Consider the following 20,869-nt stretch of genomic DNA (forward strand, 5'->3'; position numbering starts at 1 on the left):
ATTTTAGCTCAACCAAGAAATTTTATTTTAGAAAAAATACTTATAGAATAATATAATAGGTTTTTTTATACTTTTTTACCTTTATTTAGTTATGTATAATTGCATAAAATGTAGATATATTTAGTAATATATGTTATATTATTGATTTTTTCACGAGATATCCTAATATAAACATTAATAAATATCAAATATAAAGATAGTAGTCTATAAACTTATCATCGTTATAAACATAGGTTTTAAATCACAAAAAAGCTGCAAAACTTCCTTGGAACACTTTGCAGCCTTCTGTATTTTTATTTCCTTTAGCAAAATAACGGTTAGTGTATTTTTTCAAATTAACAATATGGTACAAAGATTTCCATTGAGCTTTTGCTCACATATGTGTTTATTAAATCTTCAAGAGCTATTTGTTTGAGCTGACGTCAGACTAGTGTTTATCTAAAATAAAACTATACCTATAAATTCAGCACATGATTGTTATAAAAATTGAAACTGTTCCGCTAACAAGATAATATCAGGTTAATCTCATACGTCTATTTGAATACAAGTTCTTTTTCTAGACAAATCACAAACTCTTTCTAGCGTAATAAGTTCAGTGTTTTCATCTTTTGGGATACTTACACCCATGTTTAAGTCTTTACATTGGAGACAGTAGATAACAAGCTTATATTACTGTATATTTTTCACGGTACTGCCTAGGAGTCATACTAGTGATTTTTTTGAAAACTCTTATAAAATAACTTTGGTCATTAAAGTTAAGCCAAGCACAGATATCTGATAACGAATAAGTAGTGAGTGTTAATAATTTCTTTGCTTCAGATATCTGATTACGAATAAGTAGTGAGTGTTAATAATTTCTTTGCTTCTTCCACTCGTTCCCTTTGAATATATTCGCTTAAAGTAATTCCCATTTCTTTTTTAAATAGTTTAGACAGATAAGTAGGCGTAATTTCTAAATGATTAGCAAGTTCATTCAGAGATATTCCATCGTAAACATTTTTATTAATATGTTTTATACATGTAGTAACCGCGTAAGAATACTTTTTTGCATTGTATTCTTTCACACGATCTGCAAAGGTACGTAAAGCATCCCCTGACAATCGCTTTACAGATTCTACATTATCTAATTGTTCCAGGGTTTGTATATATAAAATACTATGAGCAAAAGCAATATCTGGTGGCAGGTTTCCTTCTATTGCATATCGAGTGGCTAAGGTAATCGCAATAATTCCAAGGTTTTTTTGATTCCTGAGCGGATCCTCTATTAGCATAAGTTCAACATCTTCTTGTGAAACCGCATACATATACTGTATTAACTTTTTTTTATTTCCTTCTTTAATAGTCGAAAAGAAATCATTTACTAATGCCATATTGTGCGTTTTAGGTTTGTTTTGTCGGCGTTTTAAAATATATAAATCCGGTTTCACAATTTTATTAGGAACTTCCTCTAGTACTTTATTTTTTTCCAAGACAATATCTACATCTAACTTTTCATTGAAAATCATGTAATGTAATAAAATTCCCATATCAATTAATGTAGTTTTTTTAATCTCAGATAAACACTGATAATAGGCAAGTCTTTCTTGAATGTTACCATTTGATTTAAATTCTTTCTGAAATTTTATGATCATATCATCTGAATCTTTTGGATGTATAGTAGGACCGATTATAATAGTCCCTTTAATATCATCATGATTTTCTATATGAATTAGAACAAAATTTTCAAGATAGTTGTTACTTCGGAAAAGTGGCAAGTTAAATGGATCGTTTTCTTGATAAATATCAGTAAGATGTTCTTCTTTTGAAGAATAAAAAGGACTACAAACATTATCAGATGTAGAATGATATAAAATTTTTCTGTCTGCAGATAAAATATGTACAGGGGCATTAAATGCTTTATGTGCAAGATCACATAAGTGTTGTATATCGATAGAAGTATTCATTACATTCTCCTTTATAGATCCATAAAATATATTCTGTTATATATAATTCACGACAAATAATACTATAAAATATCAAATTAGTACAATTCACAACAAAATATTACTATATCTTTTTTATAAAAATCATATATTATTTAATTGTAGTTAGCATCTAAATATCAGAGTAGATAAGTAAACGAAATAAGCTAAGTTCTTTTCTTAATTCTACAAGATATAATTATTGAACTTGAGAAAACAGTGAAGTACTACAAAATACAGTGGTAGTCAATGCGAGGACCAAGCTGGAAAAAGATTTAAAATAAAGCGAAAGTAACAGGAGATACTGTACCACCGCAAGAAACAACAGTCAAAGTTCCAATTCAATCATTTATACAAATTGAATTCAAAAAATAAATACTGCTAATTTAAATGTGAAACTGAAAAACTATTTTGCTCCAAATTTTAGAAAAAGATAATAAAGAATTTGTGAAATTGGAAACAGATGAAAGCGATACAGCTATTTTTGAAGCACTATGCTTTGAAAAGTACAAGATGGAGGAAATTCAAGTACTCAATTAAATATTTAATTGAGAGAAAGGTCTTTTCATCAACTAAAAATAAAAATAAAAAACGAATGGAATATTCAAAAAAATGACACTATATTACTGGTCGTAACAATAGTTTTACTTTCCACAAAAGAGGAAAAAATATATAGACTTTACAAATACTAAGAATAGCAAACTAGATAGTTTTATTACCGCATCACATAAAGTGAAACTTTAATCAGTGGGGGTTTTGTTCATCCCCACTGATTATTAGCCCTCACCAATCGGGCTTTTACGGACAGTTGATCCCCCACCTAACTTCTTTGCTTCCGCTGAATTTTGAGGTGAGGGTCTTACTGCCCGGCAAATAGCGAGATAAACTTATTAATAATTTCCAAATACAATAGTTGTTAATCAACAAAAAAACTTCAATAATTAAGGTGCACAGTAAATTGACCTCAAAACAGTAATTACTACAATATCAGTTTTTACTTATTCTATAAAAAAAGAAATATCTCTTAATAATCATTACCTTATATCGATTTAGACATAAAACATTTTATTATATTGGCTTAAGTATTATGGAATAAAAATTGCAAATAACACCAAAACTCTTTTAAGGGCTCATACATCGTTCGTATTGAATTAACTCTCTTTCGATACCTATGTCATTAACACAACTACAAAAGGTTATTATAAAGGAATATGAGATGTTTTTTTAATTTCAAAATTCATTTTTTTGTAAATTAAAGGAAAAATAATCCGTATATATACGGATTATTTTCTTAGTGTAATCTGTATTGACCTGTTAACTGTTTTTCAGTCATTCTAAATAAGCGTGTTGTAATCTCTCCACCGATTGAACCATTTGCAGATGATGATGTATCAGGTCCCAGTGTGACTCCTAGTTCAAGAGCAATTTCATACTTCATTTGCTCAATAGTACTTGTAGTAGCAGAAATAAGAATTTCATTTGTATTACTTTCGTATCTTTGGATATTTATAATTACACTTCCAATATATTTATAAATAGCATGAGTAACCTAATTTCTTCTAGTATTTTTATGGGAACCCTTTCCCTCCCCTTATTCCACCAATTAAATTTGAAACACAAATGTACATTGCATTCAATATAACAATAACAGCTACAAAAGCAACGAATTAAGTACTTTAAAGTTAAGTGTTTAAGCTTGAAGTACTTAATTCTTTTTTCCAGATAAAGCATACATTATATCTTGATGCTTTATTGTCCTCTTATAATTATGTGGTATCGGGAATTTATTTCGGTGTTCTTTCATTATAATTAAAGTTTGAAGCTCTATGCTCAATACTTTTGCGAGAACATGATAGTTATATCCATTGTTTAACAGAGAAATTATGTCATAAAACATAGTTTTTCCGCCTACTAATTTTACTAATCTATTCTTTAACTCATCCCTTTTTTCTTTAGCTTCATTAATTTCTAACAACATGGATTTTTTATTTGTTTGCTTAATGTATTGAGTATATAACTCTGGGAATTCTTTTTGGACTTCTTTGTTTAATACTGGTTTATATTTAATCATATAAGTAACTTGTAACAATGAGCGTTTTAACAAACTATCTTCAATGAGATACGCTACTTTATTAAATAAATGTACATATTCCTTAATATTGGAATAACTATTAAAATGAGCTAATACTCTACTTTTTATACTAAAAGCCTTGCCTACATAAATAATATTGTCATTATAATCTTTAATGAAATAAATACCACTATCAGATTTTTTCAATTTATTATCCAATTCTTCTATACTCATAAAATGCAATTCACTCATACTTCTCTCTCCTTAGCGTTTTTAAATCGTAAAAAACAAGCAAGGTTTCTAAAAAAGTACTTAGCTGCCCTAGCATCTCTTATTTTATCTCTTGCTAAATGTCAAAAAACTGTTTCTATGTTACTCAACTATCAATATGATTATTAATAAAATTTTCGATCGTTATTATCTCGCAATTGTATCATGTAATTTCGAGATCGTTTCCTCATTTAAATTACTGTGTTTTATCGAATAAAGGAAATATATTACTACCCCAATAGTAATCCAAATACTAAAGTACACCCATGTCCTTAACGGTAAATTTAGCATTAAAAACACACAGCATACAATTGCAACGCATGGTAATACAGGTACAAAAGGTACCATAAATCCACGTTTTAAATTTGGGTGTGATTTACGAAGGATAATAACTGATAGACAAACTAACGCAAACGTCACCAAACTACCGATATTAACCAAATTAACTAATTCTTTCAAATCAATAAACCCAGCTATTATAGAGCTCCCTATTCCTGCCAATCCAGTTATAAAAGTGGGTGCTCCAGTTTTCTTATTAACTTTCGCAAATGATTTCGGTAACAATCCATCACGACTCATTGCAAAGAATACTCGTGTTGCCGCATACATATTGGAAAAAATAACAGCCATAAGGCCAATTACAGCACCTGCAGCAATTGCACCAGCGACTTTTCCTTGTCCTACAACTTCCATTACATAAGCCATTGCCTCAGGGACATTTAATTCTTTATAGGAAACCATTCCTGTCATAACAAGGCATACCATAACATAAATAATTGTACATATGATTAATGATGCAATAATACCGATCGGAAGATTACGTTTCGGGTCTTTTACTTCTTCTGCTGAAGTTGCTAATATATCAAAACCCGTAAAAGCGAATAAAATAGCTGCTCCACCCGTAAAGACTCCACTTAAACCGTATGGTGCAATTGGTATCCAGTTCATTGGTTTTACATAGAATATACCAACCGTAATAAACAACAAAATCATTCCAATTTTAATCGATACCATTGTATTATTGATTCGTTTACTTTCCCTCGTACCACGGGATAACATCCATGCTAATATCAATGTAATGATTACCGCTGGTAGATTCACAATACCACCATGCGAAGGAATCGTTACTAGAGCTTTAGGTATCTCTAATCCAAATCCCTTTATTAAATTGTGGAAATAGCCTGTCCATCCAGCAGCGACAGCCGCTGTTGCCACGATATATATTAACAGCAATGACCAACCTACTAGATGAGCAACAAACTCACCAATTGTTGCATATGAGTACGTATATACACTACCAGACGCCGGGAGTGTAGAAGCAATTTCCGCGTAACATAATGCTATAAATCCACATATAATTGCCGCAAGTATAAATGAAAAAACAACTGCTGGACCAGCATTTCTTGCTGCTACTAATCCAGTTAACACAAGAACACCCGTTCCAACTATCGAGCCTACCCCTAACATAATTAAATCAAATGCTCCTAATGTTTTCGTTAAAGTCTTGCTTTGATTATGCTCTAACAATTGTGTAACGGATTTCTTTTTTAGTAAATTACTCATATTTTCTGTATCCCCTTTAAAATAAGGTTTGTTCTTCTCGTTAGTGTTGTATATAAATTTACTTAGTTATTAACTAGCCTCATAATATTTCTTTTACATTAAATAGATTTGAAATATTATATAAATTCGCTTCTCACTTACTAATTAAACTAGACATTTCCATAGATTTTTGCGTACAACGTTTCATAGCTGAAATGATAGCTGTTCTTAAACCTTTTTCTTCTAGCGTTACTACAGCTTCTATCGTCGTTCCACCTGGAGAACAAACCATATCCTTCAATTCACCTGGATGTATTCCTGTTTCCAATACCATTTTTGCAGAACCTAATACAGCCTGAGCCGCAAATTTATAAGCTTGTTTTCTCGGCATACCGCCAAGTACAGCAGCATCTGCCATGGCTTCTATAAACATATACACATATGCTGGGGAAGAACCACTAATAGATGTAACAACATCCATTAGTTTTTCATTTATGACCTCCGTCTGGCCGAAAATATTAAATATGTTCAGTACCTCTTTTATATCTTTTTCTGTAACCATTTCATTAAAACATAACGCAGACATTCCTTCTCCAACAAGTGCCGGTGTATTAGGCATTACTCTAACAACTTTCAACTTTCTACCAAATTCATTCTCAGTGCTCTTAATACTTTTTCCTGCAGCAATAGTTACAACGATTACATCATTTTTTATTTGATCTTTTATTTGGTTAATTACCGATGAGTATAAATCTGGTTTGATTGATAAAATTAAAATGTCAGCGCTGTTAGCGACTTCATTGTTGTTAGTAGTTATAGTTATGCCATATTCATTACTAGCATTTTTTAAATTAATGACATTTAAATCTGAACAAATTATTTGATCTGGAGAAACTATATTTTTTTTAATCATCCCACCTATCATAGCAATACCCATGTTTCCACATCCGATAAAACCTATTTGTTTATTCATAATAATTTGCTCTTGCTCCTTCTACTCTAAATTTTATTGATTTTGAAATTATTATTCTAAATAAGGGCTATTACAATTACTTGGTTTATCAATAGAATTTCAAAATTCTCCTTCCTATATAGAGCTTACATATACCTCTAATAACTTCTTTGCTTTCGCTGAATTTTGAGGTGTGAGTCTTACTGCCCGGCAAATAGCGGGATAAAATCATTTCTTTAATCTATAATAAGAAGGACATAAAAAAACAAAAAGTTACAAAAATTTTCAAATTAAAACTTTTATAACTTTTTGTTTTGATTCAAATATAATTTCAATTAAGGTATCTCATCGTTTTAAACTTGACGCTCCATAATCTTGTATAGTTACATTTATATGATATTTAATCGGTACTTTACTAAATGTTTGATCCCAATCTTTTTTGACTTTCTCCCATGTTCTCGGGTGTTTAATTCTTAATTGGTTGCCAAAACCCGCAATATCGACTTGATATTCTTTTTGTATTTTTTTTGTAACATGATGTACTAAGTGCTTTACTTCTTTTTCAATAGCTTTTTCTTCCTTTTTTAAAAATTCATTTTCAAAATCTTTTCCTGATTGCATCCAATTTTCAGACAAACGCCCTTCTGATTCAATGTTTACATCAAAGGAAATATTATTTCCGTTAACATGTGGTATGATTTTGCTTTTTATTGACTTTATTTCGTATATAATGAGTTTCTTTGATTCTTTATCAAAAGTTTTTACCACACCACCATTCCTTTTTCCGTTTATCCATACTACTCCTTCCAATTCCTGTTCATTTAAAAAGCCCATCAACTTTTTTGTCTTCCCTTTAATTACAGCAGCTCCTGCAAATTTTGTTTCCCCTTTTATCGAGATTACATTTTGCAAAAGAAAACTGGACCCTGACCGCATCTTTCCTTCCAATTTAGCGAGCGATACAGGAGGTAAAATCCTTGTTGTTCTATTTCTATTATCTGCAATTCCAGACAAACGAAATGCTGGAATTTCTCCTTTTTTGTTTGATTCCAGTACCTCCTTCGCTAGCCCCTTGCTAATTAAGAGCATACAGCTAAGCCGAACTTCATTGTCACGGAGATACTGTTCAAGTAATTGTTCTAAACTGTATGTACGTACAAGACTATCACTAATAACAATGTTTTTTAAATGTGGGCTGAACATTGTGCTCTCTCTTTTCAATGAAAACTCACGAACAATTTGATGAATGGAATCACCTGTCTCAGAAACATTAATATAACGTTTTTGTTGTCCATTTCCTTTACTTTGTGCTTGCGAACTAACAATTTGATAAGTAGCTGTTATAAGATTTCTTTTAGGATAACCTCCTTCCTCATCCTCTTTCTCAATTGTTGAATCCTTCCCTTTATCTAGTGCTATACCTGCAGTTAAACTCAACTCTTCTACTTCTTTACTGCTCCAACATCCTGTTAAAAATAGAAGCAAAAGCGTCCATAACAAAGCAAAATAGAACCGCATATAATTAAATTTATTTTTCACACTACTCCCCCTTTTAATCGCGTAATAATAAGAAGAAGCAGTGGCAGTAAACCAAATAAAAATAAAGCAGCATTACCGAGCATATCCCCCAATTTAAGCAAGTCATTTATATTTTTCGAAGTCATAGCAATGATGTAAATGATTGGAATCAAAGCAAAAATAAACGGATGAATACTCTTTTTAAAGAGTTGCGCTAATCCTAATGCAGCTGCATAATAACTAATCGTATAGGTAGCAAATATTTGCATAATCCATATTACAAGCAGTAAAGATTCAAAACGTTCAAATATCAATCCAGAAATTTCAAAACTGCGCATAAGGTCAATTGTCGGCCATGTTCTTGTTACAACCCCCTCAATTGATAATGCACCAATGACCATTACAACAGTTATTACATAAAAGATTAACGGAATAGAAATTCCAACTAAAATAGCTTTTACTGCTTTATTTCGTTGTTCCATAAATACCAAAAGAATTAACATAATTTCAGGACCTGTATATGCGAGAGACGTTGTTTTTATCCCATCTAATACTGGTTTAATTCCCAAACCTAATACGGGACGGAGATTATCTATCTCGAATATTCCGATGCTCATAAAGGAAATGATTAAAAAAATAAAAACAGTAATAGGAAATATTATTTCAAACATCCGTGCAATTGAATTAATACCACTCATAATCAAATAGAGACCTATCCACATAAAAGGCATAACAATAGCCCATGTGGGGGTTCCTTCGAGCAAAAAAAAGCTTATTACTTCTGCCATTGAACGAATTTGAAATGCTGAAGTTGTAAGAAAATACCCTATAATAAGAAAACTAAGCAACCTGCCTATCCATTTCCCTACAATATCTTGACTGTATTGGTAAAATGTTTTTTCTGGAAACTGCTGACTTAATTTGACCATAATTACTCCTGAAACCATTGCCAGTATTCCACCTAATATCACACTTATCCATACATCTGGTGTTTTCACTTTTTCCACAGATGCTCTAGGCAGAGTGAGAATTCCTGTCCCAAGTATGTAATTTACAATAATAACAACTGCCTGTGAAGTTGTTATTCGGTCTTTAAGTTTAGTAATCACTGAAGGCCACTTCCTTTCGTCATCAGCTACCTTTTGCGGATATTTTTTTTGGTATGCATTATTTTTGGTCGACGTCTCATTATTTTTAATGGCATGCGAACCATAAAATCTTTCCAGTCACTGAATCGATATGGAACAGCAGGACTGGTATAAGGAACGCCAAAACTTTTCAGTTTCACTAAATGACTGCAAAGTAAAAGAAAGAAGAGAATAACTCCATACAAACCAAATATCGCAGCACAAAACATAGCTACAAAACGAAGAATGCGTAACGTAATTCCTACACTATATTGTGGAATAGTAAAAGAAGAAATAGCTGTTACCGCAACAACGATAACCATTATTGGACTAACAATTCCTGCTTCTACGGCAGCCTGACCAATTATTAAACCGCCCACAATTCCCATTGCAGGTCCAATGGGTTTAGGCAGACGTAAACCTGCTTCTCGCAAAACTTCGATAGCTACTTCCATAATTAACGCTTCTATTAAAGCGGGAAAAGGAACTCCTTCTCGCGATCCGATAATAGAAATAGCGAGCTTAGTGGGAATTAATCCTGGATGAAATGAAATAAAAGAAATATACAGTGCTGGAGCAAATAATGAAACAAAAGCTGTCATGAAGCGTAATAAGCGGAGAAGCGTACCAGGAAGCCACCTTTCATAATAATCTTCTGGTGATTGCAGCAGCATACTAAATGTAACTGGAGCAATTAAAACAAATGGTGTTCCATCTAACAAAATAGCTACTCGACCTTCCATTAAAGCACTAATAACACGATCAGGTCGTTCTGTATTTTGAATCTGTGGAAAAGGACTTAGATAATTATCTTCAATGAGTTGCTCTATATAACCAGATTCGAGTACACTGTCTATGTCAATTTTCTGAATTCTGTTTTTTACTTCATCCACCAATTCTGTACTAGCAAGATCTCTAATAAATGCGACAACTAACTCTTTCTTTGCACGTTCTCCTACTGGTAGCTTTACTAATGATAAACTCTCATCCGCACAATGTCGTCGCAAAAGTGAGGTATTATCACTTAATACTTCAGTAAAACCGACCCGTGGCCCTCTGACTAATGCCTCCGATACTGGTTCTTCAATGTTTCGTTTATTTGCTTTTGTTGTACCAAGAATAAACACATCTGCTAAACCATCAATTAAAAGAGCTGTTGAACCTATCAATACTTTGGGTATTAAATCTTTTATGTAATGGACTTCTGCTACTTCACTAATTGTAAGAACTTTATTTTTAATATATTCTTTTGAAACAGTCCCCTCCACATAAGAAGATTCATTTTTATATTCATCAGAAAAATCATCCATTAGTAATTTCATAATATGTTTGTCAATTATCTCTTTATCTGATAGGCCATCAACAAAAACGATCCCAGCCTGAATATCTGTGCGTCCAATATTAAACTTCCGAAAGCGAACATCAGAATTATGTCCGATTTGTTGCTTTATAAGTTCTAAGTTAGAGGCAAAATCATTTGTGAAATGAACGATTGCATTTTGAGAAGGTTTATGCTCTTGTTTCGTTTTACTTTGAATATTATTTTTTTTCACTTGTTTGTCTCTTGACTTCCACCAACTCATTCTTCCCACTCTTTCTCTGACATACGAACCCAATGAAAAACTCTTGAGATAGTATACGGAATTAAAAACAAGATAAAAGCTTGTACAAAGACTTTCCAATCTGGAAGATAAGAAGTAATTATGTTCCACATTTTTATCACCCAATTTATATACTCTGCTAGGATTGAGATTTCTAAAAAACGATATGTACTTAATAAAAAATAACGATAAGATTAAAGAGCAGAAAAGCGAGACATTATGCTTGTTTAGTACCAATAACCTAATTAGTATAAAAACATTTCTGACCTAAAATACCATTTCCAATTATAATTTGTTAAATATTATCTCCTTTTCCGTTATTTATATGCCCGCATTTGAATTTCAAATAATATAAGGATCAATGATATTTCCTCTTAAAGAAAAAAAGATGCTAGAAGATAGCATCTTTTTTTAAATTCAACTTACTATGTATTTATATTTTATTGTGAAAATACTCGTTTTTTTTAATGAATATTAATGTTTAAAAAAATAAAAAATACATATTCTTTTGTTCTAAGTTCATACACTTCTACCAAATCGATACGGAATTTTCTGATTTTAAAACTAATATGAAATAAAGGAGAATAAAAAGAAAAACTATTATCAATCTATCAATTGAAAATAATACTTAGCAAGAGTTTATCATCTTAACTCCAAGTGTATTCGTTTTGCTTCAAAATAAAGAACTTGAATAAATTTTTTCGTATCAATACGAGCAGGTAATGTTGGTTCATTGTTCAATTCTGTCATCTTTCTCCTTACGGTAGTAAAATCAAAAAATCTAGAAGCATAATTTTCGAACTTCGGGTTTAAAAAATCAGTAAGTCCAAGGGATGCTAAATGGTTTAATGATTGATAAATTGCTCTCCGAATCCGTTGTTTGGAAGCTTCTATGAACCTTTTTAATTCGGCATCTTCAGCTGAATCCCCAAGTTTTTTTTGAGCCAAATTCATAAAAATCTCTTTTAGTGAGGGAAAGCCTTGTTCCAACGTGTTATCTTGTTCATATTTATATAAATAATCTAGCATATCCATTAAATCTTTACTTCCACTTTCACTGGCTATTCCTAATTCAGACAAAAGAAAATGAATGGAATTTTGAAAATGATTAAAAGTATTTAAATGTTTTTCATTACGGTATTTTTCTTGCGCACTTGAATTACTATCCAATTTTAGTACCATATTAAGCGATTCTTGAATGTTTTTTATTGATTTTTCCAAACGAATTCGTTCAATGACTTTCCGAACAACTGTTAATACTTCAATCCGGTTAATTGGCTTAATAATATAGTATTCAACACCAAGCGAATAAGCTTCAGCAATTAATTCCTTTGATTCTACTTGAGAGACCATGATGATTTTCCCTTTAAACGAAGGGTTTATTTGACGGATTGTTTTTATTCCATCTTGAATCGGCATTAACAAATCGATAAATAAAATGTCTATATTTTTAAGGATTAGCATTTGTTGCTCTAAAGATAAACCATCCTCAGCTTCACCTATAACCTCCCCAAGATCTTCATCCTCGATAATTTGAGCCAACATTGAGCGAACCGCTTTTTCATCATCTACTATATAAAAATACATAGAATCACCCTTTCGAAATTATATGATCAATCCCTAATCTAATTATAAAAATTGATCCTTTTCCTTCGGTTCTGTCCTCAAGCGTAACATCACCTTCAAGTTGTTCGACCATTTCTTTAACATACGATAATCCGATACCTGTCGATGGATTGCCTAAATCATCATATTTAGAAGTAAACCCAGGCTCAAAAATTGAATCTTTATATTTTGAAGAAATACCAGGACCATTATCGCCTATTTGAAATTCAACAAAATGGTGGTCTTTATTAATGTCAATTGTGATGGTTCCCATACCTTGGATAGCTTCTACAGCGTTTGTAACGATATTATTTATAATAGATAAGATTGTGTAAATATGATAATGAGGATGCACACCATCAATTTTATACACAAATTGGATGTCTTTCTCTAGCAACCGTGCATATTTCGTATTTGCCCGTATAATGATATTTACTAGTTCATGTACAGACATATAATCTGTAAAACTTTCATCAGAAATTAGTTTTGAAAGCCCCGCAAAAATACGTTGGTTATCCTTTTTAACGTCATGGACCTCACCAGCAATTTGTAATGCCTGTTGCCTTAAATCCCCAAACTGAAAATCCATCTGTTTGTGCTCAAAAGAGTCTAAGGTTTTATATAAATCATAGGATTTTTTTGTTATATTCTCAGCATCTTGTAATGTTTTTTTTAAATGAACAGCATCTTCATATAAATTAGAGATGAGCATGAGCATGTGTTCATTTTGTTTCTTTATGTGTCTCTCCCTTGATTGCGCTTCATACAATTTCATCATATTGAAAAAGCTTAGAACTATAAAACTATGGGAACATGCGATAACAATGATCTCATTTATTGCCTCGGATGTGATTGATGTTTTTAATACGAAATATTGAATCATTAATTCCACACAGTCTGACAGTATTTCAATCATGCAACCAATAAAACCAATCATTAGTGGTTGATGATAAAAACGTTTAATTTTTGCTAAATGAAAGAGATACGAATAAGTAAAATAAAAGAAAAAACTAGGATAGTGAGTATGAAAAGCGGCTAGCCAATCCATATTTCCCTTTATAATGACATCCATTGAGATACGAAATACTACAACGACTATCGCTGTTAAAAAACCCGGTAAAAATGCTGGAATTCTTCGAAACAATAACAAAAAAAAGAAAAATGTTGGTGCACCAAAGCTCATTCTAAATGTTTCATTTAAAGGAAATGACTTTATTTCACCTACTAAGGGTACTGTAAGTATCATTAAAACGAGAATATAGATGTCTTTTTTTACTAAATTACTAAGATTCAAAATAATCACTTCTCACTTTCGCCTAACAGTCAGTATACAAACCTATTTGCATTAATACAATACTTACTCTATTTTTTTCAAAAACTGATAAATAAGATATAAACGAAAGTATTATAGATTGTGAGTATTCATTACACCCTTCTACTTTAGAAAGATACTTTATAACTCAAAAATGTTCAGACACAATATAAGGTCTGAACACTTTTGGAATCGTTCTTACACCAAAATATCTGTGCTCCTTTTTAAAATATACTTAAATCCCATTCTTTTGCAATATGTTCTAACAACATAATTCCTGGTAAACTATTCCCATATTCATCAATGGCCGGTCCGTAAATACCAATACCACATCCATCTTGGAACGATAAATCCTTCCTAGATTTTGAGGGAACAAGTGTCATAATTCCGCCGGATACCCCACTCTTAGCTGGTAATCCAATGAAAGCAGCAAATTTTCCAGAAGCGTTGTACATTCCACAAGTAAGCATTAAAGCTTTTGTTAACCTAGCTACTTCTTTAGGGAGCACTTGTTCTTTGCGAATAGGATGATATCCATCATGCGCTAGTATAAGCCCTATTAAGGCAATATCTTCAGTATTTATTTCAATCGAACATTGTTTTAAGTAAACCTCTAGTGTCTCCTCCACATCTGATTCTAGAAAACCATTCTCCTTTAAATAGTATGCTAATGCTCTATTACGATGAGCGGTTTCCCATTCTGATTGAAATACTATTTCATTAATAGCGGGACGCTTCTCTATCATTTTTTCAATTAATACGTATAGAGATTCTAATTTTTCTTGCACCGATGTCCCTGGCAAAAGTGAAGCTATCGTAATCGCTCCAGCATTGATCATAGGATTAAAAGGTTTTCCTGGTTTATGTATCTCTAAACGAATAATTGAATTAAAGGCATCTCCAGTTGGCTCTACGTCAACTCGTTCTAATACATAAGAAATACCACGACTTAAACAAGCGGCTATAAAACCGATTACTTTTGATATACTTTGTAATGTGAAAGGTATCTCCCAATCTCCTGATTTTATCATTGTTCCATCTGGCTTTACTATACAAATACCTAACTGCGATACATTTATTTCCCCCAGAGCGGGAATATAATTGGCGCCTCGTCCCTTAGCTGCATACGCTCGATAATGAGCTACCCATTGATCTAAGCAAACTTTTTCTTGCCCCTCAACTTGAACGCTAGATTCCTTTATCATTTAATCATATTCCCCCGTACTATTAACTTTATATAGAATGATTTTTTCTTTACTATAATCAATACTATTTGCACTAGAACCAAGAAAAATATTCAGACATATTGCAGTCTGAATATCCTTCTTATTACACACTTTTCTTTTTTGAAGTTTTCTCATAACTATCCCAACATTCAATATTTTCAAGCCCTTTAATGTTTTCTTTATAAAAAATAGGATCTTTACCAGCTTTTTTCTGGTTTATATAATCTTGTAACGCCGCAAATGCTACTTTTGAAAGTAAGGTAATAGCAATTAAATTAATAATAACCATAAAGCCCATAAATAAGTCCGCTAAATCCCATACAATTTGAATCTTTGCAACAGAACCAAATACAATCATCGCCAACACACTTATTCTGTATATCATTAACCACACTTTACTTGTATGTAAGAAGCGAATGTTTGTTTCACCATAATAATAGTTGCCAATTAACGCACCAAATCCAAATAAAAAAACAAAGATAGCAAGACAACCCGATGCCCAAGAACCGATGTGTTCACTTAATGCTGCTTGTGTAAGTGCAATACCATTTAACCCCGGTTGTTTATATGCATCAGACAGCAAAATAATAAAGGCAGTGCTAGTACAAATGATCAGTGTATCCGTTAATACACCAAATGCTTGAATCAGTCCTTGTTTCACCGGATGACTTGTTGTTGCTGTTGCGGCAACGTTTGGTGCACTTCCCATACCAGCTTCATTTGAGAATAAACCGCGTTTAACTCCATTCATAAGTGCTGCACCAATTGAACCGCCTGCTATTTGTTTAAAACCAAATGCGTTTTGAACAATAAGAGAAAGAACTTCCGGCATTTTTGATATGTTGGTAACTACAACAAATAATGCAACTCCAATGTATAATACCGCTAAAAATACCACCTTGTATTCAGCCATCTTTGCAATACGTTGTACACCACCAAAAATAATCGCAGCGAAAGCAATGGCCATGATTATCCCAACTGTTAGACGATCTGTACCAAATGAGTTTTGAAAAGCAATTGTAACTGTATTTGATTGTACTGAATTGAATACAAGACCAAAAGTAATTGTGATTAAAATAGAGAATAATACTCCCATCCAACGTTTATTCAACCCTTTTTCCATATAATAGGATGGACCACCACGGAAACCAGTTTTATCTTTTACTTTATATATCTGTGCTAATGTGCTTTCGACAAAACTGGATGCCGAGCTAATAATAGAAATAATCCACATCCAAAATACAGCTCCAGGACCACCTAATGCAATTGCAATCGCAATTCCTGTGATATTCCCTGTTCCAACGCGGGCTGCCATACCAATACAAAACGCTTGAAAAGGAGAGATTTGATCTTTAGAACCACTTTTCCCCTCCATTAATACACGGACCATCTCTTTTAACATTCGAAACTGTACAAAATTCAATTTAAATGTAAAATAAATTCCGCAAATAACAAGCATAATAATTAATAATTTAGACCATAAAAAATCATTTGTTGATCCGACTAAGTCTACAAAAAGCCTTTCCATATCATCACTCCATGCCAAAATTTGTATATCATAATCTATATAAAATCACCTATATTTCCTGGTACAAATACCTCTTTCATATTCAAATACAACAAGGATAAAAATTTTCTATATTAATCGGATTGGCCTGTTTAAGCAAACATCACAACATGTAACCGTAAAACTGAAATTTTGAAGTACTTAACGCTTATACAAACGGATGCTCTACCCCTTTCTGCAAACTAATATTTTTATCCACTAACATTGTTGTACTATTATGTTTGTTTCGTTTACCGGTGATTTAAATCATAATAATCAATAGTGATTAAGTGTTTTTTTGTTAATTGTCTCAAGAACATGGAAATATCTCCTTTCTCACTACTAATCTCAAAAATAGGCTAGGTAAAAACTTCGCGAAAAATCTATAAAGCGCTTTCACTATTCAACTAAGAAAACCTTGTCTTTAATTTATAATTAAAAGTACAGAATGTTACGAAAAAGTACAGATTTTTATAAAAACAAAAAATATTTTAAGTTTTTTTCATCTAAAAAACACTGAGATTTTGTGAATTTTATACAGTATCCAAACGTCGCAGATTCCGTTCTACCTAACCTTTGACAAGCCTCTATTTTCTTCATAAAAACATGCATACTTTTCTCTTTTAGAAGTTCATATAAAGGATTTGAAATCAAGAATCAACGAAATATTATAAGAATATTTAAAAAATAAAACATTTAATTTATTTATGGTATCATACAAAAAACATTTGTTTTCTCAATTAATCCCCCTAGTGGGATTCCTCTATATTGCACATATTTACAACATTACAGACACTTAGCAAAAAAGGATTTTGTTGAAGGGATGAAACATTACAAAACTCTTATTTAGGACCTTATGTCATCCTCTTTTCTAGCAATATCGAGTTATCCAAAAATATGATTTTGACAGCTCCACAAATAAAAAACTACTCATATTATTATTTTTTTGAAAACGTTATTAATATTATTCCATTTAAGTTTCAAATTTTAGAACAACCAATTGATAAGAAAAGCTATTAATTTTATTGCAATATAAGAGGATTTGTTGAATATCTATCATTAAATGTATATTTCCTTTGCTTTTCATTCTACTAACATAGATTACAGGTGGTGTATTGTGAAAGAAATAGTATTCGTTCAAAATAAAAAAAGACTCCTTATGAAATTCAAATTTTTAAAAAAGGATTTAATACTTACCATTTCACTGATACTAGCAATTGTAAGCTGCTTAATACATTCACCAAAGATCGAATATATTAACTTTGAAGTGTTAATTAGCTTATTTAATCTAATGGTGGCCATTAAGGCCTTTGAACAGCTAAAAATATTAGACAAACTTGCCGTTTTGATTTTAAATAAATGCAATAACAGCAGGTCAATATCTATTATTCTAATTTTGTTATGCTTTATTTGCTCCATGGTTGTAACAAATGATGTCGCCCTCCTCACTTTTGTACCAATAACACTTGTCATTAGTAAAAAAACACAAATGAACATGATGGATACAATCATCTTGCAGACAATTGCGGCAAACATCGGTAGTAGCTTGATGCCTATGGGAAACCCACAAAATTTATACCTATATTCTTACTATGGAATTAAGCTCATCCCATTTTTAGGTTCAATCCTGCTTTTAGCTGTACTTGGAATTAGTTTGTTATTTATATTTACTCAAAAACTTCAAAAAACAGATTTAAAAATAGAACTACCTGTAATTACCGTGAAAAATCGAAAAAAAGCTACCATCTGGATTTTGATACTTATCACTATCATTGCATCTATTTTTGGTGTCATTGATTATTACATTGCGCTAATAGTCACATTGATAGCAGCATTTACGTTAGATAGAAACTTACTATTTAAGATCGATTACTTTCTTCTAATAACCTTTGTCGGTTTTTTTATTTTTATCGGAAACATTTCCCATTCGGATGCGCTGGAGACATTTGCTCGCGCTAATTTAAGAGGAGATACTTCAGTCTTCTTTAGTTCCATATTTTTGAGTCAATTGATTAGCAATTTTCCTACTTCAATTCTTCTATCAAACTTTACTTCTGATTGGAAAGCTTTATTACTAGGAGTAAATATTGGAGGGCTTGGAACAATTATCGCATCTTTAGCCAGTGTAATCTCCTATAAACTATTCATTCAGGCCAATGTTAAAGAGAGTAAGGCGTATTTAATTAAATTTAGCATTTACAACTTTTTATTTTTAATCATACTTACATGTATACAATACTTTATTTTTAAATTTCTATAACTTTAAAAAGTGATTACTACTAGAATAATAAAAACCAAAACTTTCTCAACATTAAATTGGGAAAGTTTTGGTTTTAAAGTACATAATACTTACAATTAGCATTATAAGCAAGATCCACAAATTGCATCAATTAACTCACCAGTTATCCAACGACTGTCTGATGATCAAAGAAAATCTCTAAAAACTAGTTGATAATCTTTTAGAATTAAACTTTCCTATAATACTATTTGCTATTTCTTCAATATTTTCATTTAGAAAGAAATGATTACCTTCAAAAGAATGAAAAGTACACGTTTTACTTGTGTATCGTTCCCATTTTATTACTTGATCATATGTAGTAAATTCATCATTTTCCCCATTAAATATAAGAAAATCAATATCACATGGTTGTGTATTTTTGTCATGAATATACGTCTCAACGATTTTAAAATCTGCTCTTAGAATAGGGAGGAAAATCTCCATTAATTCTTCTGATTGCAGTACCCCAGATGGTGTACCTCCCATTGCAATAACTTCTCTTTTAAATTGCTCATTAGAAAGATTATGTCGGATATTTTTTATTTTACTATTTGGATGATTTCTACCGGACAAAACAAGAAATTCAGGCGATACGTTTTTAGAATCTTTTATTTTTCTGGCTACTTCATAGGCGATCAAACTTCCCATGCTATGCCCGAATAGAATGTAGGGCGAATCATCTATCTGCATAACTATTTTATTGTAGACATCATTTACTGCCTCTTCCATACTTCCGTACAAGTTTTCTTCAATTCTATATCCTCTACCAGCTAACTCTATCGGGACTACCTCAATATATGGATTAAAGTGATTTTTCCATTTTGCGTAACTAAAAGCAGATCCCCCAGCATGTGGAAAGCAAAAAAGTTTAGTCTTCTGCATTGATTTTCTCCTTACTTTCAAATTTGTATATATTTTGGCAAATTGCATAAATGTCTTTAATTATTATCTCTTGCGGAAATTCATCCCTTGTTGCACAAGCAGATAACTTATAATTTGGATCAATGTTATATTGTTTAAAGTAAAAGTTTTTAGGTATATTCTTGTATGAAATTAAAGTTCGTGATTCTTTTTTTATAGAGAATGAATTTAATGGGGTATAAAGCCCTTTTCCAATCGTTTTTATATAGCTTTCTTTTAATGTCCATAAATCAAAAAAACAATTAATTTGTTCATCAGAATTCATATTAGATATATCATAAAATTCATCCGCTGAAAAAAATTCTTTTGCTAATTTAAGAACCTCTATCTCTGAAACCTTTTCTATATCAATACCCACATTAAAATTAGCAGTAGTACAAATCACCCATTCTCCTGAATGTGACAGATTAAAATGAAAGTCAGAAAAATTTTCAACAAAAGGTTTTCCATACTCATTATATATAAATCTAATTTCTTCATTATTAATTTTATACTTTTGGCAGATTAGAGATCGGATTAGTAAATCTCCTATCAGGGTCCTATTAATGTCGCATGAATTTAATAAACGCTTCATTCGTTCTTTCTTCTCATTTGAAACTAAGTTACTAAGTTGCTTAAACAAATGACTTTCAATATTCTTTGGTATTTTCACAGCTTGAATTTGTATGATAAATCACGTCCTTTTTTAAAGAATTACTTCATATATGAACGTTACATAAATTCAAATTCACATTACTAAATTGCATATACAATAGGAAAGGTGCATATTTACATATCAATGAAAATATGCACCTTTCCTCAGTAATATCATCAGGCATTCGCTTCTATTACAAAGATTTCTATGTCTCTACCAATTACTTTTTACATTATCCCCTTAAAAAGTAATGCTCTTAATATATTCATTATTCCCTACACTTGATATGCATGCAGGTATTGGTC

15 protein-coding genes and 1 pseudogene are annotated in these 20,869 nt (G+C 31.4%); 2 read left to right on the plus strand and 14 right to left on the minus strand.

Going from position 1 to position 20,869, the window contains the following annotated elements:
* Positions 1-664: 664 nt before the first annotated feature.
* A pseudogene (locus tag DN400_RS00005) lies at positions 665-1,943 on the minus strand (AraC family transcriptional regulator).
* A 429-nt stretch (positions 1,944-2,372) separates the two neighbouring features.
* On the opposite strand from DN400_RS00005, the gene DN400_RS00015 reads away from it, so the two are divergent.
* Positions 2,373-2,501: a peptidase gene (locus tag DN400_RS00015; protein ID WP_080126379.1), complete on the plus strand. Its 129-nt coding sequence runs from the start codon at positions 2,373-2,375 to the stop codon at positions 2,499-2,501.
* Positions 2,502-3,252: 751 nt separating this feature from the next.
* On the opposite strand, the gene DN400_RS00020 is transcribed toward DN400_RS00015, so the two are convergent.
* From DN400_RS00020 to DN400_RS00070, 11 genes are all read right to left on the minus strand, one after another.
* Complete coding sequence (locus DN400_RS00020) at positions 3,253-3,471, minus strand: alpha/beta-type small acid-soluble spore protein (protein ID WP_080126380.1); 219 nt, start codon at positions 3,469-3,471, stop codon at positions 3,253-3,255.
* Between the two features lie 195 nt (positions 3,472-3,666).
* The gene (locus tag DN400_RS00025) at positions 3,667-4,284 is read right to left on the minus strand and encodes a GIY-YIG nuclease family protein (protein WP_002094012.1); all 618 of its coding nucleotides are present in this window, start codon (positions 4,282-4,284) and stop codon (positions 3,667-3,669) included.
* 165 nt (positions 4,285-4,449) lie between these two features.
* The gene (locus DN400_RS00030) at positions 4,450-5,865 is read right to left on the minus strand and encodes an amino acid permease (RefSeq protein WP_147801460.1); all 1,416 of its coding nucleotides are present in this window, start codon (positions 5,863-5,865) and stop codon (positions 4,450-4,452) included.
* Positions 5,866-5,998: 133 nt separating this feature from the next.
* Positions 5,999-6,817, minus strand: coding sequence for a pyrroline-5-carboxylate reductase (proC, locus tag DN400_RS00035; RefSeq protein WP_065228846.1), 819 nt, complete (start codon positions 6,815-6,817; stop codon positions 5,999-6,001).
* A 324-nt stretch (positions 6,818-7,141) separates the two neighbouring features.
* Positions 7,142-8,335 carry a Ger(x)C family spore germination protein gene (locus DN400_RS00040; RefSeq protein WP_016512824.1) on the minus strand — a complete coding sequence of 398 codons (1,194 nt, stop codon included), beginning with the start codon at positions 8,333-8,335 and terminating at the stop codon, positions 7,142-7,144.
* Complete coding sequence (locus DN400_RS00045; RefSeq protein WP_065228845.1) at positions 8,332-9,423, minus strand: spore germination protein; 1,092 nt, start codon at positions 9,421-9,423, stop codon at positions 8,332-8,334. Before DN400_RS00045 ends, DN400_RS00040 begins: the two co-directional genes overlap by 4 nt.
* Positions 9,424-9,449: 26 nt before the next feature.
* Positions 9,450-11,024, minus strand: a complete 1,575-nt coding sequence (locus DN400_RS00050; RefSeq protein ID WP_000119223.1) for a spore germination protein — start codon at positions 11,022-11,024, stop codon at positions 9,450-9,452.
* Positions 11,025-11,684: 660 nt separating this feature from the next.
* The gene (locus tag DN400_RS00055) at positions 11,685-12,629 is read right to left on the minus strand and encodes a response regulator (protein WP_000274080.1); all 945 of its coding nucleotides are present in this window, start codon (positions 12,627-12,629) and stop codon (positions 11,685-11,687) included.
* 4 nt (positions 12,630-12,633) lie between these two features.
* Positions 12,634-13,950, minus strand: a complete 1,317-nt coding sequence (locus DN400_RS00060; RefSeq protein WP_000584793.1) for a sensor histidine kinase — start codon at positions 13,948-13,950, stop codon at positions 12,634-12,636.
* Positions 13,951-14,183: 233 nt separating this feature from the next.
* The gene (glsA, locus tag DN400_RS00065) at positions 14,184-15,164 is read right to left on the minus strand and encodes a glutaminase GlsA (protein ID WP_147801461.1); all 981 of its coding nucleotides are present in this window, start codon (positions 15,162-15,164) and stop codon (positions 14,184-14,186) included.
* A 124-nt stretch (positions 15,165-15,288) separates the two neighbouring features.
* Positions 15,289-16,713 (minus strand): alanine/glycine:cation symporter family protein, encoded by a 1,425-nt coding sequence (locus DN400_RS00070; protein WP_000440276.1) that lies wholly within the window; start codon positions 16,711-16,713, stop codon positions 15,289-15,291.
* 1,135 nt (positions 16,714-17,848) lie between these two features.
* Here DN400_RS00070 and DN400_RS00075 point away from each other — a divergent pair.
* Entirely contained in the window at positions 17,849-18,991 is a 1,143-nt protein-coding gene (locus DN400_RS00075; RefSeq protein WP_016512826.1) for an anion transporter, read from the plus strand.
* Positions 18,992-19,168: 177 nt separating this feature from the next.
* On the opposite strand, the gene DN400_RS00085 is transcribed toward DN400_RS00075, so the two are convergent.
* Together DN400_RS00085 and DN400_RS00090 are read right to left on the minus strand one after the other, a co-directional pair.
* Positions 19,169-19,891 carry a thioesterase II family protein gene (locus DN400_RS00085; RefSeq protein ID WP_001172934.1) on the minus strand — a complete coding sequence of 241 codons (723 nt, stop codon included), beginning with the start codon at positions 19,889-19,891 and terminating at the stop codon, positions 19,169-19,171.
* Complete coding sequence (locus DN400_RS00090) at positions 19,878-20,582, minus strand: 4'-phosphopantetheinyl transferase family protein (RefSeq protein WP_097846393.1); 705 nt, start codon at positions 20,580-20,582, stop codon at positions 19,878-19,880. The genes DN400_RS00085 and DN400_RS00090 overlap by 14 nt, the downstream gene beginning before the upstream one ends.
* Positions 20,583-20,869 lie beyond the last annotated feature (287 nt).

Source organism: Bacillus sp. AR8-1 (assembly GCF_008042345.1).
Classification (GTDB): domain Bacteria; phylum Bacillota; class Bacilli; order Bacillales; family Bacillaceae_G; genus Bacillus_A; species Bacillus_A cereus.

Excerpts from the sequence above, each read along its gene's own strand:
- DN400_RS00025 (WP_002094012.1), bottom strand. The coding sequence starts at position 4,284 with ATGAGTGAATTGCATTTTATGAGTATAGAAGAATTGGATAATAAATTG.
- DN400_RS00030 (WP_147801460.1), bottom strand. The coding sequence starts at position 5,865 with ATGAGTAATTTACTAAAAAAGAAATCCGTTACACAATTGTTAGAGCAT.
- proC (WP_065228846.1), bottom strand. The coding sequence starts at position 6,817 with ATGAATAAACAAATAGGTTTTATCGGATGTGGAAACATGGGTATTGCT.
- DN400_RS00050 (WP_000119223.1), bottom strand. The coding sequence starts at position 11,024 with ATGAGTTGGTGGAAGTCAAGAGACAAACAAGTGAAAAAAAATAATATT.
- DN400_RS00055 (WP_000274080.1), bottom strand. The coding sequence starts at position 12,629 with ATGTATTTTTATATAGTAGATGATGAAAAAGCGGTTCGCTCAATGTTG.
- glsA (WP_147801461.1), bottom strand. The coding sequence starts at position 15,164 with ATGATAAAGGAATCTAGCGTTCAAGTTGAGGGGCAAGAAAAAGTTTGC.
- DN400_RS00070 (WP_000440276.1), bottom strand. The coding sequence starts at position 16,713 with ATGGAAAGGCTTTTTGTAGACTTAGTCGGATCAACAAATGATTTTTTA.
- DN400_RS00085 (WP_001172934.1), bottom strand. The coding sequence starts at position 19,891 with ATGCAGAAGACTAAACTTTTTTGCTTTCCACATGCTGGGGGATCTGCT.